This window comes from Telluria sp. ZT3P26 (assembly GCF_059686035.1).
In genome coordinates this window covers 623,341-639,346 of sequence record NZ_JCASII010000002.1, presented here as the reverse complement: position 1 = coordinate 639,346, position 16,006 = coordinate 623,341, and the positions used below count along the sequence as shown (strand labels likewise).

The following is a 16,006-nucleotide window of genomic DNA, read 5'->3' as shown; positions in this document are numbered from 1 at the left end:
TCATGCTCCCAACGCATATTGAATGATGTTCACTGCAAAGCGGGTGTTGTCCACCGCCAGAAAACGCTTGTTGCGAAAGTCGTAGTCCCATTCGCAGCCATAGTCCTTGTTCGAGTACAGCACGCGCACACGCCCGCCGATCTCGATCGCCTTCAGGTACTCGTGCACCAGGTCGTCGCCCCAGCCATTGAGTTCCATGCCGGTCGTCGGCGGACCGTCCTCGAACTTGAAGAAGCACGAGTACAGCGGGTGCTTGTTCGGGATTTTCTTCAGCGCGTTCAGCCCGAATATCCTGGCCATTTCGGCCTCGAACGACTTGGCGAACAGGCCGTCGATGTCGTGGTTGCAGTCGTCGACAAAAACAAAGCCGCCGCCACGCACGTATTGCTCGAAGTTGCGCCGCTCTGCGGGCGTGAACTGCACCAGCTTGTGGCCGGCCAGGTAGCAGAACGGCGCCTGCAGCATCTTCGGGTCGGACAAGGCCACCATGCGTTCGGTCGTATCGACCCGCAACGTGGTGTACTCCACCAGCGAGTTCAGCACGTTGCTCGGCATGCGGACATCCACGTCCCAGTTGCCCGATTCGTACATCAGGCGCGTGAAGTAGAAGTCAAAACTGGCCATGTCTTTGCCCGACCGTCAGACCGCGTCCGACAGCGACGTGAAGTTGAAGTCACGCACCTTCATCGGCGGCAGCACCATCTGGAACGGCACCTCGTCGCCACCGATGATCTGCGGCTTGCCCAGTTCATCGATGTTATTCAGGATCGTGACCGGGCTCTCGTTGAAGCGGAAGTTCTTGAGCGGGTACTTGATCTTGCCGTTTTCGACGTAGAACGTGCCGTCGCGGGTCAGGCCCGTGAGCAGCAGCGACTGCGGATCGACCATGCGGATATACCAGGTGCGCGTGACGACGATGCCCTTCTTGGTCCCTTCGATCAGCTCTTCCAGCGACTTGGTACCGCCCGCCATGATCATGTTGCCGTGACCTGCCGTCGCACGCTTGCCGGTCTTTTGCGCCCAGTAGCGCGAGTAATCCAGCGATGAGATACGACCATCCTTGATCAACTGGGTGCGCTCGCGCGGCAGCAGCGATTCGTTGTCCCAAGGTGCTACCGGTACGTCCTTGTCCCACGGGTCGGCCCAGACGTTGACCTGGCTGTCGAACAGCTTGTCGCCCAGGCGGTTGCCCCCGCCCTTCTTGGCCAGGAAGCTGCGGCCTTCATCGGCCGAACGGGCCGAGAACGCGCTGAACATATTGCCCAGGATTTCCGACGTCGCCGCCGGCTCCAGGATCACCGTGTAGCGGCCTGGCTCGAGCGCGCGGGCGTCGACCGAGCGCAGTGCCTTTTCGATGGCGACCTCGGATGCCTCACGCGCATCGAAGCGCGCTGCGTCTACGGCGGCGCGGGTGACCCAGCCCGAACCACGACCATCTTCAGTGCGCGCGGTGAGGCTGAACGACAGGTCGGTGAAGTCCTGGTGGCCGAACACGCCGTTCGAATTGGCGATCGTCGAAAAGCGCGTGCTGTCGGTGAAAAAGCCCGCCGTGACGAGTTTTTTCGCGCGCGCCATCTCGATGCTGGTGGCGGCAACCGACGCCCGGAACTCCGGGTCGATCGCTGCGGTGGCCGGCACGAAGGTGCTGGTGGCGCGGTATTCCTGCTTGCTGATCGCCGGCATGAACTCCGGGTTTTCCGGCGACAGGCGCGCCAGTTCTTCGGCGCGGCGCACGGCTTTTTCCAGCGACTTGTCATCGAATTCGTTGACGATCGCGGTGCCGCTGCGTTTGCCGAAGGCCACGCGCACGATGAGCTGCATGTCTTCGGTCAGGCCGGCCGTCGAGACGCTGTTGCGCGCAAAGCGCACGTTGCCCACACGGCTGCCTTCGATCGACACGGTGCACTCGTCGGCTTTCGACATGGCCAGCACGCGGTCGGTGATGCGTTTTGCTTGTTCCTGATTCAGTGCTTTCATCCTGGTCTCCTCAGCCGATCTTGCGTGCGGTGTTGATGACATTGATGCCGTTGAAGCGCGTGGTGCTCGACCCGTGCGACACGGCGCTCACCTGGCTTGGCTGGCCCTTGCCATCGAAGAAGGACCCGCCCATGCGCCAATCGCGCTCGTCGCAGATCGCCGTACAGGCATTCCAGAATTCCTGGGTATTGGCCTGGTAGGCCACGTCTTCCAGTGGGCCCGTGATCTTGCCGTTCTTGATTTCGTAGTACAGCGTGCCGCCGAACTGGAAGTTGTAGCGCTGCTGGTCGATCGAGTACGAACCGCGGCCCAGGATGTAGATGCCCTTCTTGACGTCGGCCACCATCTCATCCGGGGTGAGCCGGCTCTTGCCCGGCTCGAGCGACACGTTCGGCATGCGCTGGAATTGCACCGTGCTCCAGCTGTCGGCATACGAGCAGCCGTGCGATTCCTTCTCGCCGATGATGTGGGCCTGGTCGCGCGTGGCCTGGTAGTTCACCAGGACGCCGTTGCGGATGATGTCCCACTTCTTGGCCGCGACGCCTTCATCGTCGTAGCCGATCAGGCCCAGCGAGCCTGGCGTGGTGCGGTCCGCAACAAAATTGACGCGCTCTGCACCGTACTTGAATTTCCTGGTTTCCCACTTGTCGAGGCCCGCGAAGCTGGTGCCCGCGTAATTGGCTTCGTAGCCGAGCACGCGGTCCAGTTCCGTCGGGTGGCCGACGTTTTCGTGGATCGTCAGGAACAGGTGTTCAGGGCTGAGCACCAGGTCGTACTTGCCCGGTTCGACCGACTTGGCCGACAGCTTTTCGCGTGCCTGCTTGCCGGCCATGCGGGCGTCTTCGATGATGTCGTACGCGTTCTTGTACAGGCTCGTGACGCCGCCGGCGGCGCGCACCTTGTTCTCCGGGCGCGCGTCGAAGTATTCATAGCCCATCGACGCCGGGGCGCCCAGGCCGCCGCGCGAGCGGAACTTGCCGCTCTTCTTGTCGACGGCGGTGGCATTGATCGGCGCCCACAGACGGTGGATGTCCTGGTCGATGTACGAGCCGTCGGTCGAGGCAAAATACTTTTGCTGGTTGATCTGGAAGAGCGAGGCGGTCATGAAGTTCGCGCCCGCATCCAGGCCCGCCTTGTTGGCGGCGATCAGCATGTCGGCCTTTTCCTTGACCGGAATCGTGCGCCAGTCCTTCTTGAGCGGCGTGGCCCATGCCACTTCGCCCACGCCCTTGACGGGCGCCAGGCGCACCGGCTCGGTCTGCAGTTTGGCGTTGGCCTTGGCAATCGCCACGGCCTGGCGTGCGGCGCCGGCCACGCCATCGGTCGTCATGTCGTTGGTCGAGGCAAAGCCGTAGGCGCCGCCGGCGATCACGCGCACGCCGACGCCGCTCGATTCGGTGTTGTTGATGCTCTCGACGTTCAGGTCACGTGTGATGACGAACTGGTTCAGGTAGCGCCCGATGCGCACGTCGCAGTACGATGCGCCGGCTTGCGTCGCCGCGTTCATCGCGGTGTCGGCCAGGGCTTTCTTGGCGCTTGCCGCCATCGGGTTGAGCAGGTCTTCGGCCGCGATTGCGTTGCCGAAGACCGGAATGAACAGGGCGCCAGCGGTGCCGGCGCCGATATGCAGGAATTGTCGACGTTCCATGAGTTATCCGTTTGCGTTTGCGCTCGCGTGAGCGCCTGCACGTCGTTCCCGCAAAGGCGGGAACGACGGCCTGGAGGTACTTACACCGCGTCCGACAGCGACGTGAAGTTGAAGTCGCGGATCTTCATCGACGGGATCAGCATCGAGTAACGGGCTTCATCGGCGCCGATGACCACCGGCTTGCCGATTTCCTCGATATTGTTCAGCATCGACACCGGGCTTTCATTGAAACGGAAGTTCTTGATCGGGTGCTTGATCTTGCCGTTTTCGACGTAGAACGTGCCGTCGCGCGTCAGGCCCGTGAGCAGCACCGATTGCGGATCGACCATGCGGATATACCAGGTGCGCGTGACCAGCACGCCCTTCTTGGTATTCGCGATCAGCTCCTCGGTGGTCTTGCTGGTGCCGGCCATGATGATGTTGCCGGCCGCGCCCACCGCGCGCTGGTTCTTCTGCTGCGCCCAGAAGCGCGAGTAGTCCAGCGCATTGATCTTGCCGTCCTTGACCAGCTCCACGCGCTCGCGCGGCAGCATGTTGTCGTCCCACGGCAGCACGGCGACATCCTTGTCCCACGGATCGGACCAGATATTGACCTGCTGGTCGAACAGCTTGTCGCCCAGCCGGTTCTTGCCGCCGGCTTTCGACAGGAAGCTGCGGCCTTCGTCGGCGCGGCGTGCATCGAAGCCACCCAGCATGAAGCTGAGCAGGTCGGACGTGGCGGCCGGTTCCATGATGACCGTGTAGCGGCCCGGTTCCAGTGCCTTCGCGTCGACCGAGCGCAGTGCTTTCTCGATCGCGATTTCGGCCGCTTCGCGCGGATCGAATTTGGTGACGTCGCGCGCCGAGCGCTTGACCCAGCCCGAACCGCGGCCGTCTTCGGTGCGCACGGTCAGCGTGAAGTCCAGCGACGTTGCCACCTGGTGGCCGAACAGGCCATTCGAGTTGGCGATCGTTTCAAAGCTGGTGCGGTCGGTGAAGAAGCCGGCCGATACCAGGCCGCGCTTGCGGCAGCCTTCGATCGCATAGGCCGCAGCCTGCGCGCGGTATTCCGGATCGATGTCGGCGGTCTTCTGCACGAACGTGTCCGATGGCTTGTACGCGGTCTTGGCGATGGCCGGGATGAATTCCGGATTGTCCGGTGCCAGGCGCGCCAGGTCCTCGGCGCGGCGCACTGCGCGCTCGATCGACTTGTCGTCGAATTCGTTGATGGTCGCGGTGCCCTGCTTTTTGCCGAAGGCCACCTGCACCTGGATGCGGGTGTCGTCGGCCAGGCCGGCGGTCGAGACGGCGTTGCGCGCGAAGCGGATATTGCCGATGCGGTTGCCCTCGATGTTGACGATGCATTCATCGGCTTTGCTCAGCGACAGCACGCGGTCGGTGATGCGTTTGGTTTGTTCCTGGGTCAAGATACTCATGTGCGCCCCTGCTTAGCCGATCTTGCGAGCGGTGTTGATCACATTGATGCCGTTGAAGCGCGTGGTCGACGAACCATGCGAGACGATGCTGATCTGCGGCGGCTGTCCTTTGCCGTCGAAGAACGAGCCGCCCATGCGCCAGTCGCGTTCATCGCAGATGGCGCTGCAGGCGCCCCAGAATTCCTGCGTGTTCGACTGGTACGCCACGTCTTCCAGCATCTGGCCGATCTTGCCGTCCTTGATTTCGTAGAACAGCTGGCCGCCAAACTGCGAGTTGTAGCGCTGCTGGTCGATCGAGAACGAACCGTCGCCGACGATGTAGATGCCCTTCTTGATGCCCTTGACCATCTCGTCCGGCGTCAGCTTGGTCTTGCCCGGTGCGAGCGAGACGTTCGGCATGCGCTGGAACTGGACCGTGTTCCAGCCATCGGCATACGAGCAGCCGTGCGATTCTTTTTCGCCGATGATGTGGGCCTGGTCGCGCGTGGCCTGGAAGTTGACCAGGATGCCGTCCTTGATGATGTCCCAGCGTTTCGCTTTCACGCCCTCGTCGTCGAAACCGATGGCGCCCAGCGAGCCTGGCGTGGTCTTGTCGGCGAAGATGTTGACGATCGGCGAGCCGTACTTGAAGGTCTTCGATTGCAGCTTGTCGAGCGTGGCGAAGCTGGTGCCGGCGTAGTTGGCTTCGAAGCCCAGCACGCGATCGAGTTCGGTCGGGTGGCCGACGTTCTCGTGGATGGTCAGCCACAGGTGTTCAGGCGCCAGCATCAGGTCGTACTTGCCCGGCTGGACCGACTTGGCGGTCAGCTTGCGCTTGGCGTCGCGGCCGGCGGCGCGGGCATCTTCGACGATGTCATACGATTCGGTGTACAGCGTGGCGATGCCGCCAGCGGCCTTGATCTTGTGCTCGGGCCGCGCGTCGAAGTACTCGTAGCCCTTGCCCACCGGGGAGCTCAGGCCATCGCGCGAGCGGAACTTGCCGCTGGCCTTGTCGACGGCGGTGGCCGAGAACGGCGCCCACAGGCGATGCACGTCCTGGTCGATGTACGAGCCGTCGGTCGAGGCAAAATACTTTTGCTGGTTCACCTGGAACAGCATCGACTGCATGAAGTTCGCGCCGCCTTCCATGCCGGCCTTGTTCGCGGCGATCAGCATGTCGGTCTTCTCAGCGATCGGCACGGTGCGCCAGTCCTTCTTGATCGGGGTGCTCCACGAAACGTCGCCCACGCCCTTGACTGGTGCGAGGCGCACCGGTTCGGTCTGCAGCTTGGCGTTCGCCTTGGCGATTGCCACGGCCTGGCGCGCCGCGTTGGCGATGCCGTCGGTCGACATGTCGGACGTCGCGGCAAAGCCGTAGGCGCCATTCACGATCACGCGCACGCCCACGCCAGCCGACTCGGTGTTGGCCACGTTTTCGACGTTCAGGTCGCGCGTGGTGATGAACTGGTTGAGGTAGCGACCGATGCGCACGTCGGCGTAGCTGGCGCCGGCCTTGGTGGCGGCGTTGAGCGCGACATCGGCCAGCGCCTTCTTGGCGGCCACTGGCATGCTGCTGGTGAGCTCTTCGGCAGCGATGGCGCGTCCGAAAGGCAGCAGCATCGAGGCGGCTACCCCGCTGCTGAGATTAAGAAAGGTACGGCGTTCCATGAGATCTCCTGAATAACCTTCGTCCGGGCAGCGGTTCCGCGAACAGCTCGGGCCGCTCTTGTAATTACAGCTCTTATGCTTTGGTTTTATGACAGATGAAAACGTGACAAACCGCGCAACCTTAGCAGCAACTTAAGACTTTGAATAGGCAAATGTTGTGCCACCTCAATGCACAAATTTGTACGTACCTTGCGCAGCTTCTTTTCTCCCGGCTGCCCGTCAATACGGGCGCCAACGCCCACCACACATGCATATGTGACGAATGCTTGACTGTGCGCCGTGCCTCCCGGATCATCAGCGCAGCGACGACGGCGCACCGCCCGTCGTCAACCATCATGGAGACCTCGCACGATGAAACGACTGATCCTGGCCGCAATGCTGGCAACCGGCATCGCCGGCGCCGCCCACGCGGACGACGCCCTGAAATCCGCCATCGCCGGCGAGCACCGCGCCGCCGCCAACAAGGCGCGCGATGCGTTCCGCCACCCTTACGAAACCCTGACCTTCTTCGGCATCAAGCCGACCATGACGGTCATCGAACTCTCACCGGGCGGCGGCTGGTACACCGAGATCCTGGCGCCCTACTTGCGCGAGAACGGCAAGCTGATTGGCGCTGGCGGTTCGCCCGAGTCCCGCGGCGGCAAGGCCTATCGCGAGAAGCTCGCTGCCGACGCCAAGGTGTATGACAAGGTGATGCCGGTCGTGTTCGAGCCGCCAACCCGCTTCGAGCTGGGCGCGCCGGGCAGCGCCGATATGGTCGTCACCTTCCGCAACCTGCACAACTGGCTGGGCGCGGGCGACGAAGCCGTGGTCACCACGCTGAAAGAAGTCCACAAGGTCCTCAAGCCGAACGGCGTGCTGGGCGTGGTCGAGCATCGCCTGCCGGTCAAGGTGACGCAGGATGCGAAGGCATCGAGCGGCTACATGCACGAAGCGTATGTGATCCGCATGGCCGACCTGGCCGGCTTCAAGCTGGCCGCCAAATCGGAAGTGAACGCCAATCCGAAGGACAAGGCGGATCATGAAAAAGGCGTCTGGACGCTGCCGCCGGTACTGGCCAACAAGGACAAGGACCGCGAGAAGTACATGGCGATCGGCGAGAGCGATCGCATGACGCTCAAATTCGTCAAGAAGTAAGCAGCCTGCATGACGTGGGAAGGCCGACGCCTTCCCCGTATGTTCTTTTGCGGCGCACGTGTGTATTCTTCCGGTTGACATCCCCCTCGCGCACCCGAAGGAAACCATGAAGATCTTGCGATTCGCCGTTCTCGCGCTGGCCGTCTCCGGCGCGCTGCATGCCCAGGAAACCACGCCGCCCGACGCCCAGCCGGCCACCGCCACCGCCGTTCCCACCCCCGCAGTGCCAGCCGCCTCGCGCACCACCACGCCCGCCCCCGCGCTGCCTGCCGTTGAAAACTCGGTCGTCAAGATTTTCGCCACTGTGCGCCGGCCCGACCCGTACAAGCCCTGGACCAAGTCGGCCCCCGCCGCCGTTACCGGTTCGGGCGTGATCATCGAGGGCAAGCGCATCCTGACCAACGCCCACGTGGTGGGCTATGCCAGCCAGGTCGAGGTGCAGGCCAGCCAGTCGGGCGACAAGGTGTCGGCCAAGGTCATCGCGCTCGCGCGCGGGCTCGATCTGGCGGTGCTGGAGCTCGATGATCCCTCGTTCTTCGACAAGCGCCCGCCGGTGCCGCGCGCCGCCGTGCTGCCGGACGTGCGCCAGCAGGTGTTCGCCTACGGCTATCCGGTCGGCGGCAATTCACTCTCGACCACTACCGGCATCATCTCGCGCGTGGAATTCGTCAACTACGGCGCCTTCAGCTCGGGCCTGCGCATCCAGATCGACGCGCCGATCAACCCGGGCAACAGCGGCGGGCCGGTGATCGCCGGCGAGCGCATGATCGGCCTGGCGTTCGCCAACGTGACCAATGCGCAGAGCATCGGCTACGTGATCCCGAACGAAGAAATCGAACTGTTCCTGCGCGACGTGGCCGACGGCACCTACGACGGCAAGCCGCTGCTGCATGACAGCGTGCAGACGCTGGAAAGCCCGGCGCTGCGCCAGTACCTCAAGCTCGACAAGTCGGTCGAGGGCGCGGTGGTGCACCGGCCATACCGCACCGATGCCGCCTGGCCGCTGAAGGAGTGGGACGTGATCACGCACATCGGCGAGCATGCGATCGACAACCAGGCGATGGTCAAGCTGGGTTCGAGCCTGCGCGTGCGCTTCCAGTACCGCATCCAGCAGGTGGCGAAAAACGGCAAGGTGCCGATGACGATCATCCGCGGTGGCAAGCCGATGAAGGTCGAGGTGCCGGCTACCGGCGCGCGCCCGCTCCTGATCCCGGATCTGGATGGCGGCTATCCGTCGTATTTCATCTACGGCCCGGTCGTGTTTTCACGTGCGACCAGCGAATTCATGGCCTTTGTCAGCGGCAGTGCGCCGGGAATGAATGCGTATGCATTCAACGCCAGTCCGCTCGTGACGCAGCGCGGCGATTCGCCCACGCCCGAACGCGAAGAGCTGGTCGTGATCAGCGCGCCGTTCTTCCCGCACAAGCTGGTGAGTGGCTACAGCAACCGTTTCGGCTCGGTCGTGGAATCGGTCAATGGCAAGCCGGTACGCAGTCTGGCGCATCTGGTGGCCCTGCTGCGCGACCTGAAGGACGAGCAGGTGGTGCTGAAGTTCGATCAGCGTTATGGCGAGACGATGATCCTGCCGCGGCAGGCGACGCTCGACGCAACCGAGGCGATCCTGTCGGACAACGGCGTGCGCTCGCAGGGCTCGGACGACATGATGAAGGTGTGGGGAAAGAAGTAGGTTGGTGGCGGGCGCAGGACTGGGATTCCCGCCTTCGCGGGAATGACGTGGCTGCGCTAGCGTCGTTCCCGCGCAGGCGGGAACCCAAGTCAGCAGCGCAGCCACCCAAAAAATTCACTTCGCCTTCTTCACAGGCGTGAACATCAAATCCTGGAAGTCATAGCTGAAATCCGTCTCGGTCGATACGGGCTTCATGCGCAGTCGCTCGATCGAACCATCCGGCTCCAGCGAGAACGTCGCATACGCGTCCGCGTTGAAGTTGCGCTCCTTCCAGCGCACGATGAAGGTGTCGTGCTGGAAGTGCTCCATCTCGCCCGTCAGATCCGGCGTGCGCGCGAACGACATCACCAGCTTGCTGCCGGCGCGCCGGATCGTCGCCTTGCCGTACCAGGCGTCTTCGTACTCGCCTTCGTACTCGCGCAGCGCCAGCGACGGCTTGGAGGCCTTGGCGCGGCTGGTGTTTTCACCCTTCACACGGGCCGCTTCCTTGGCGCTTGCCTCGTTCGCGATGTCGGCGATGCGGCCAATCCAGTCGGTCGGCGCGACGCCCAGGTAGCCATCGAGCAGGCGGTATTGCAGCGCATTGAGCGACGGGCCGCTTTCGGCGTTGGTGAAGATCGCGATGCCGAGCTTTGCTTCCGGCACCAGCAGCACGCGCGAATAAAAGCCCTGCAGCGCGCCGCCGTGCATCGCCACCAGCTTGCCCTGGTAGTCGCGCAGCTGGAAGCCCAGGCCGTAGGCCATGAAGTTGGGCTTCGTCGCCGCGAGCGGCGGCTTGGGCTGGCTGATCGTCATCGGCGTTTGCGCCGTCCACATCTCGCGCGCCTGCTTGTCGGACCACAGGCGTGCTTCCTTGCCACCCGCCCCTGTCGGCAGGCGGCCGTTATCGAGCAGCACGTTCATCCAGCGCGCGATGTCTTCGGCATTGGTGTTGATGCCCACCGCGCCGACGGCGTTCGACACCGGCATCGGCTTGACGACGGCCGCCTTGCCATTGATCTTGCTGTGTGGCGCCGACACGTTCATGCCGGCCGTGTGCGCGGCCAGGCTGGTGGTGGTGGCGGTCATGCCGACCGGATCGAGGATCCATTCGCGCATCGTCGTGCCCCAGTCCTTGCCGGACTTTTGGGCGATGATCTTGCCGGCCACGATGTAGAGCAGGTTGTCGTAGGCGTAGCTGTTGCGAAAGCTCGTCGCCGGCTTGATGTAGCGAAGGTTGTGGATGATTTCGTCGCTGGTGAAGGTGGTGGTCGGCCACCACATCAGGTCACCGGCGCCAAGACCCAGGCCGCTGCGGTGCGTGAGCAGGTCGCGCACCGTCATCTCGGCCGTCACGTAGCTGTCGTACATGCGAAAGTCCGGCAGGTGCTTGATGACCGGGTCGTCCCAGTTCAACTTGCCCTGGTCGACCAGCATCGCCAGGCCGGCCGCAGTGAAAGCCTTGGAGTTCGACGCGATCTCGAACAGCGTCTTGCCGTCGACCGGTGTCGGGTCGCCCAGCTTGCGCACGCCGAAGCCCTGCGTGACGACGACCTTGCCGTCCTTGACCACCGCGATGGCGATGCCGGGCACATCGAAGGTTTTCAGGACGCGCTGGACGTCGGCGTCCAGGTTGTACGCGGGGACTGCCGCCGTGGTGGGTGCTGCCGCCGTTTGCGCGACGGCCAGGCCGGCGCCGCAGAACGCAATCAGCACCGCGCCGGCGATGTGTTTCAACAGTCCGCTGGAAGAACGCTGCATCATGGCTTGCCCATCGCTTTGTCGACGCTCGATTGCGTCTCGGGGTGGTAACGCTCGCGTGCCTTCTTGTAGACGCCCTCGGCCCAGGTGCGGTCCTCGGCCTTTTCGCGTAGCGCGGCGTACAGCGGCACCACGAACTTCTGGCGGCCCACGCTCATCAGGAATGCCTCCATGTCCGGGCGCACGTCGCGGTAGCCGGCGTGCACTGCCGCGCGGTAGAAGCGAAACGCCACTTCGTTGTTGGTCGACTTGGCCAGGCCATAGGCGCGGTCGAGTTCTGCCAGTTTGGCGGCGTCGGCCTTCTTGTCGATATCGTTCAGGAATTTCATCCACTCGACCGCGTTCCAGTCCTTCGCGTTCAGCTGCGCAGTCGATACCGTGCCCTTCGTCCAGCCGTCGATTGCGGCATTCAGCTTGGCCAGGCGCTGCGACACGGCGCGCTGTCCGCTGGCCGGGATGCCCGGGCCGTGGATCCACTCGTCGAGCTCCGCGTCGCTCATGATCTTGGGGTTCTTCGCCAGCAGTTGCGCGCGCAGGTAGGCGATGAACTGCTCGTTCGTCACGCTCTGGAATGCGTGCTGGTCGAACCAGCCGCGCAGGAATTGATCGAACGCGGCGCGGCCGGCACGCTGCTCGAGCGTGTGCAGGAACCAGGCGCCTTTCGGATAGGCCAGCGAGGTGTCCGGGTAATCGGCAGCGTTGGTGTCAGCCTGGCGCGAAACCAGCGCCTGCTTTGCCGGCGGCAGCTCCTTGAGCATCTCGAGCGCTTCTTCCTGCTCGAGCTGAAGGTTCATCAGCGCAACTTCCTTGCCGTAGATTTCTTCCAGAATGCGGGTGGTGACGTAGGTGGTGAAACCTTCGTTGAGCCACCAGTGCTTCCAGGTCGCGTTGGTCACCAGGTTGCCCGACCAGCTGTGCGCCAGTTCGTGCGCGACCAGGTCGACCAGGCTGCGGTCGCCCGCGATCATGGTCGGGGTCAGGAAGGTCAGGCGCGGATTTTCCATGCCGCCGATCGGGAACGATGGCGGCAGCACCAGCATGTCGTAACGCCCCCAGCGATACGGGCCGTACAGCTTCTCGGCCGCGGCGACCATCTTCTCGGTGTCGGCCAGTTCGTACTCGGCCGCCTTGATGCGCTGCGGCTCGGCGTACACGCCGGTGCGGCCGCCCAGCGTGCGCGCTTCGAGCTCGCCGATGCCGATCGCCAGCAGGTACGATGGAATCGGCTGCGGCATCGTGAACTTCCAGCCGCCCTTGCCGGTCGCCTTCATGTCGTTATCGGCGCTCATCACCACGCGCAGGCCTTCCGGCGCCTCGATGCGCGCGGTGTAGGTAAAGCGCACGGCCGGCGTATCCTGGATCGGTACCCACGAGCGGGCATTGATCGCCTGCGACTGGCTGAACATGAACGGGTACTTGCCCGACATGGTCTGCACCGGCTGCAGCCATTGCAGTGCAGTGGCCGTTGGCGCGGTGCGGTAATGGATGCGCACGCGGGTCTGGCGGGCCGGCAGCTTGATCTGCAGCGGCTGGCCCTTCTCTTCATCGAACTTGCCGAGCGTGTAGTCGGCCTTGCGCCAGGCGCCCTTCGCATCCTGCGCTTCGATCTTCGAGATCGTCAGCTCGCGCGTGTCCAGGTCGAGCGTCGTCGCTTTCTTGTCGATCCAGTTCAGCGTCAGCTCGGCGTAGCCGCCCAGGCTTTTCTTCGCAAAGTCGGCCTTCAGGTCCAGGTGCAGGGCCGTGGTCTTGACCTGGTCGTATTTGGCGTAGCTGAGGGGATCGAGCGCGAACGCGTAAGCGCTCCACGCGCCCAGGAAGGCTGCGGTGGTGGCGCGCAGCAGGGTGCTTTTATTCATGGTCTCTCGCGGGTAAGGGCAGCCCGGCCGGGCTGAGGGCGGGAGCAGAATAGCATGGGCGTCAGGCCGGCGAAAGCGCCTGCTGAAACGCGCCGCCCCGCCGTCAATACGCCAACGCGGCCTGCATGACCCACACTGGCGCGGACCACAGCAGATTGCCGTCGTCCTGCGTCACCTTCGCATAATAGAAGTGCGCGCCCGGCGCCGGCGTGATCGTGGTCTCGGCCTGCTGCGACAGGCGCGTGACCTCGCCATTGCGGCCCGGGACGCCCTCCATGAGCGCCACTGCCGCCACCTGCCGGCCAGCGAGGCTAGCGAAGTTCACTGTCAGGGTGAGCGGCCCGTGGTTGGTGAACTGCTCGCCCATCAGGTGGCCGTTGGCCGTCAACACCAGCTGGGATGCCTTGTCCATCGTCGCGAAGATGCGGCGCGCCTTGAGCGCGGCGAGCAGACTGGCGCGGTCCAGCTGTACGCCCGTTGGCAGCAGTACGCCGGTGCGGTTGCCGTACGACGCGCCCCAGTTGGCGCAGTGGTTGTCCTGGTTGGTGCTGAAGGCCAGCCGGTAGCCCGCTTCGAGCAAGCGGTTGCAGGCGCCTTCAAAACTGCTGCGGCGGGTTTCGGTCTCGGTCACGTTGTTCGAGAATGCACTGGTATTCATCACCTCGCACAGCACCATCACCGCAGCGCCATCGTCGGTGTAGGCGAGCGGCACGCCACCCACCTGGAACTGGCCCGATGGCGCCGGATGGTTGAACTGGCCCACCCAGCCGCGCTGGCGCATCAGCGTGTACAGCGCCGCGTAATCGCTGCGCGGCGTGATCGTGTCGGCGAACGGTGCACCGCTGGCATTGGTCTCCCAGCCCAGCAATTCGTCGCTGTTGAAGATATTGATATGGCCGCCCTTTTCGATGACGCCCCATTCGAGGCCATACAGCGCCAGAAAATCCGGATGCTGCAGCGAGAACGTGGCGGCGGCGGCCAGGCCTGCGCGATACAGGGCCCTTGCGATTGCCGGGTCGCCGTCGGGCGCACTGCCTGCCGCGCCATCGAACAGGTGGTTGTGTTCTGACGCGACCAGGATGTCCAGACCGCGTCCACGGGCATACGCAAAAGCGTCGGCCGGACCATACGGCGCCGACTGCGGCCGCTGGGCGCTGCGGCAGTTGGCGACATCGGCGCCGCCGTCGCTGTGGTTGGTCTGGCTGTGCAGATTGCCCAGGTAGACCGTGTAGGGCAGCGCGCCCGGTGCCGGCGCCGCCCCTGTCGTAAAAGCGCCGGGCAGCGGTGCGAAGGCGGGCGTCGCCAGTACGCGCGGCGTGCCGACGGCGATTTCCCATTCCTGATCGACCGCGTCCTCGTGTTGCACCAGCGCGTGCAGGCGCACACGGTAAATGCCGTCCGGCGCTGGTTGCTTGCCCAGGCGGCCCGACCAGGGCACCGTCACCGTGATCTCGTCACCGGTCAACGTCACCTGGCCGCGCCAGCGAAGGACGATGCGTCCGCCCGGCGCGCGCAGGTCGACGCGCCAGTGAACGTTGGCCGGCCGCGCCAGGCCGGGATACGCGAAGGTCAGCGTGAACGTGCGTGCAGCCAGCACACCAGCATGGAATGGCGCGTACAGCGTGGCGTCGAATTCCTGGTGTTCAGCTAGGCCAGCGCTGGCCGCGCTGCAGCACAACAACAGGGCAACAATGGGCAGATGAGCGGCTTTCATGATGCCAAGCTTGCAACTTCCCTATCCCGTCACCTTGCGCCATGCGTGCTGCGGTTGTCATCCTGATCATGTTCATTGATGAGTTTCAATCTCATGGCTGGGGTCGCACAGCCGGGGTCAGGTCTGACATTCGGACACGACCTCAGCGTTAGCCACACCCAATGGTGTCACGCCCGGGCCTGCAAGGCCCGGCGCCGCCAGTTCCGACTACTCGACTGTCGAGATCGTGTCCGAATGTCAGACCTGACCCCGGCTTTTCGTTATATTGCGGCATGGTCGACAAACTTGATATTTCCCATCTGCGCACGCTTGATGCGCTGGCGCGCTTTGCCACCATCTCGGCGGCGGCCGAGCATCTGGACGTGTCGCAGCAGGCGGTCAGCCTGCAACTGAAGAAGATCCGCAGCATTCTGGGCGACCCGCTGTTCGTGCGTACCGGCCAGGGCATGGCGGCCACGCCGTACGCCAGGCTGATTGCGCCGCATATTGCGCAGGTGCTGGCGGGCCTGCATGCGATCCCTATGCCGTCGAGCGTGCGGCCGGAAGATGTCGAGCGTACGCTGGTCATTTCCGGAACCGACTACACGCAGAAGGTGATCGTGGCCGACCTGGTGCGCGATCTGCGCCGCGCGGCGCCGAAGGTGAAGATCGCGGTGGTCGACCTCGAAGTGAGCGCCCTGACGCGCAAGCTGCACCAAGGCGAGATCGACGTGATCTTCACGGCCGAGGGCATCGCCGCCCCGGGCCTGGTGTCGATGCCGCTGTTCCTCGAGCAGTACCGCTGCGTGACGGGCGACCGCGCGCTGGCCGAGGCGGGAACGATGTCGCTGGCCGCACTGGTGACGCACGACTTCATCGTCACCAATCCCGGCGGTGCCAGTTTCACCGGATCGGCCGACGGCTGGTTCGCGCGCCAGGGGTTGCAGCGGCGCGTGGTGACGTCGGCGCCGTCGTTCTTCATGGCGCTCGAGTACCTGAAGGGATCGGCGATGGTGGCCTTCATGCCGGCGCGCCTGCTGCCATGCGATGGCATCCACGAGATCGCGCTGCCCAAGTATCCGCCCGGTTATGGCGTGGTCGCGGCCTTTCACCCGACGGCGGAAAACGATCCGTTCATGATGTGGATGCTGGAGCGGGTCAGGGCGCGGCTCGCGGCAGCGGCCTAGCACTGCTTGTATCGGCTAC

11 protein-coding genes are annotated in these 16,006 nt (G+C 64.1%); 3 read left to right on the top strand and 8 right to left on the bottom strand.

The window, feature by feature from the left end:
- The 5 genes from AC56LN_RS10615 to AC56LN_RS10595 all read right to left on the bottom strand — a co-directional run bounded on the left by AC56LN_RS10615 (position 1) and on the right by AC56LN_RS10595 (position 6,687).
- Positions 1 to 624, bottom strand: coding sequence for a DUF4159 domain-containing protein (locus AC56LN_RS10615; protein ID WP_482896978.1), 624 nt, complete (start codon positions 622 to 624; stop codon positions 1 to 3).
- A 15-nt stretch (positions 625 to 639) separates the two neighbouring features.
- Complete coding sequence (locus AC56LN_RS10610; RefSeq protein WP_482896977.1) at positions 640 to 1,977, bottom strand: TldD/PmbA family protein; 1,338 nt, start codon at positions 1,975 to 1,977, stop codon at positions 640 to 642.
- A 10-nt stretch (positions 1,978 to 1,987) separates the two neighbouring features.
- The gene (locus AC56LN_RS10605) at positions 1,988 to 3,625 is read right to left on the bottom strand and encodes a TldD/PmbA family protein (protein ID WP_499571534.1); all 1,638 of its coding nucleotides are present in this window, start codon (positions 3,623 to 3,625) and stop codon (positions 1,988 to 1,990) included.
- Positions 3,626 to 3,705: 80 nt separating this feature from the next.
- Positions 3,706 to 5,040, bottom strand: a complete 1,335-nt coding sequence (locus tag AC56LN_RS10600; RefSeq protein ID WP_499571532.1) for a TldD/PmbA family protein — start codon at positions 5,038 to 5,040, stop codon at positions 3,706 to 3,708.
- 12 nt (positions 5,041 to 5,052) lie between these two features.
- Entirely contained in the window at positions 5,053 to 6,687 is a 1,635-nt protein-coding gene (locus AC56LN_RS10595) for a TldD/PmbA family protein (RefSeq protein ID WP_482896974.1), read from the bottom strand.
- A gap of 351 nt (positions 6,688 to 7,038) precedes the next feature.
- On the opposite strand from AC56LN_RS10595, the gene AC56LN_RS10590 reads away from it, so the two are divergent.
- Together AC56LN_RS10590 and AC56LN_RS10585 are read left to right on the top strand one after the other, a co-directional pair.
- Positions 7,039 to 7,824: a class I SAM-dependent methyltransferase gene (locus AC56LN_RS10590; RefSeq protein WP_499571529.1), complete on the top strand. Its 786-nt coding sequence runs from the start codon at positions 7,039 to 7,041 to the stop codon at positions 7,822 to 7,824.
- Positions 7,825 to 7,930: 106 nt separating this feature from the next.
- Positions 7,931 to 9,511, top strand: a complete 1,581-nt coding sequence (locus tag AC56LN_RS10585) for a S1C family serine protease (protein WP_499571527.1) — start codon at positions 7,931 to 7,933, stop codon at positions 9,509 to 9,511.
- A 114-nt stretch (positions 9,512 to 9,625) separates the two neighbouring features.
- On the opposite strand, the gene AC56LN_RS10580 is transcribed toward AC56LN_RS10585, so the two are convergent.
- From AC56LN_RS10580 to AC56LN_RS10570, 3 genes are all read right to left on the bottom strand, one after another.
- Entirely contained in the window at positions 9,626 to 11,254 is a 1,629-nt protein-coding gene (locus AC56LN_RS10580) for a serine hydrolase (protein WP_499571525.1), read from the bottom strand.
- A complete protein-coding gene (locus tag AC56LN_RS10575) occupies positions 11,251 to 13,107 on the bottom strand; it encodes a M1 family metallopeptidase (protein WP_499571523.1) in 1,857 nt (618 codons plus the stop codon). The genes AC56LN_RS10580 and AC56LN_RS10575 overlap by 4 nt, the downstream gene beginning before the upstream one ends.
- Positions 13,108 to 13,210: 103 nt before the next feature.
- Entirely contained in the window at positions 13,211 to 14,821 is a 1,611-nt protein-coding gene (locus AC56LN_RS10570; RefSeq protein WP_499571521.1) for a CehA/McbA family metallohydrolase, read from the bottom strand.
- A gap of 272 nt (positions 14,822 to 15,093) precedes the next feature.
- Here AC56LN_RS10570 and AC56LN_RS10565 point away from each other — a divergent pair, with 272 nt between their 5' ends.
- The gene (locus tag AC56LN_RS10565) at positions 15,094 to 15,987 is read left to right on the top strand and encodes a LysR family transcriptional regulator (protein WP_499571519.1); all 894 of its coding nucleotides are present in this window, start codon (positions 15,094 to 15,096) and stop codon (positions 15,985 to 15,987) included.
- The last annotated feature ends 19 nt before the right edge of the window (positions 15,988 to 16,006 follow it).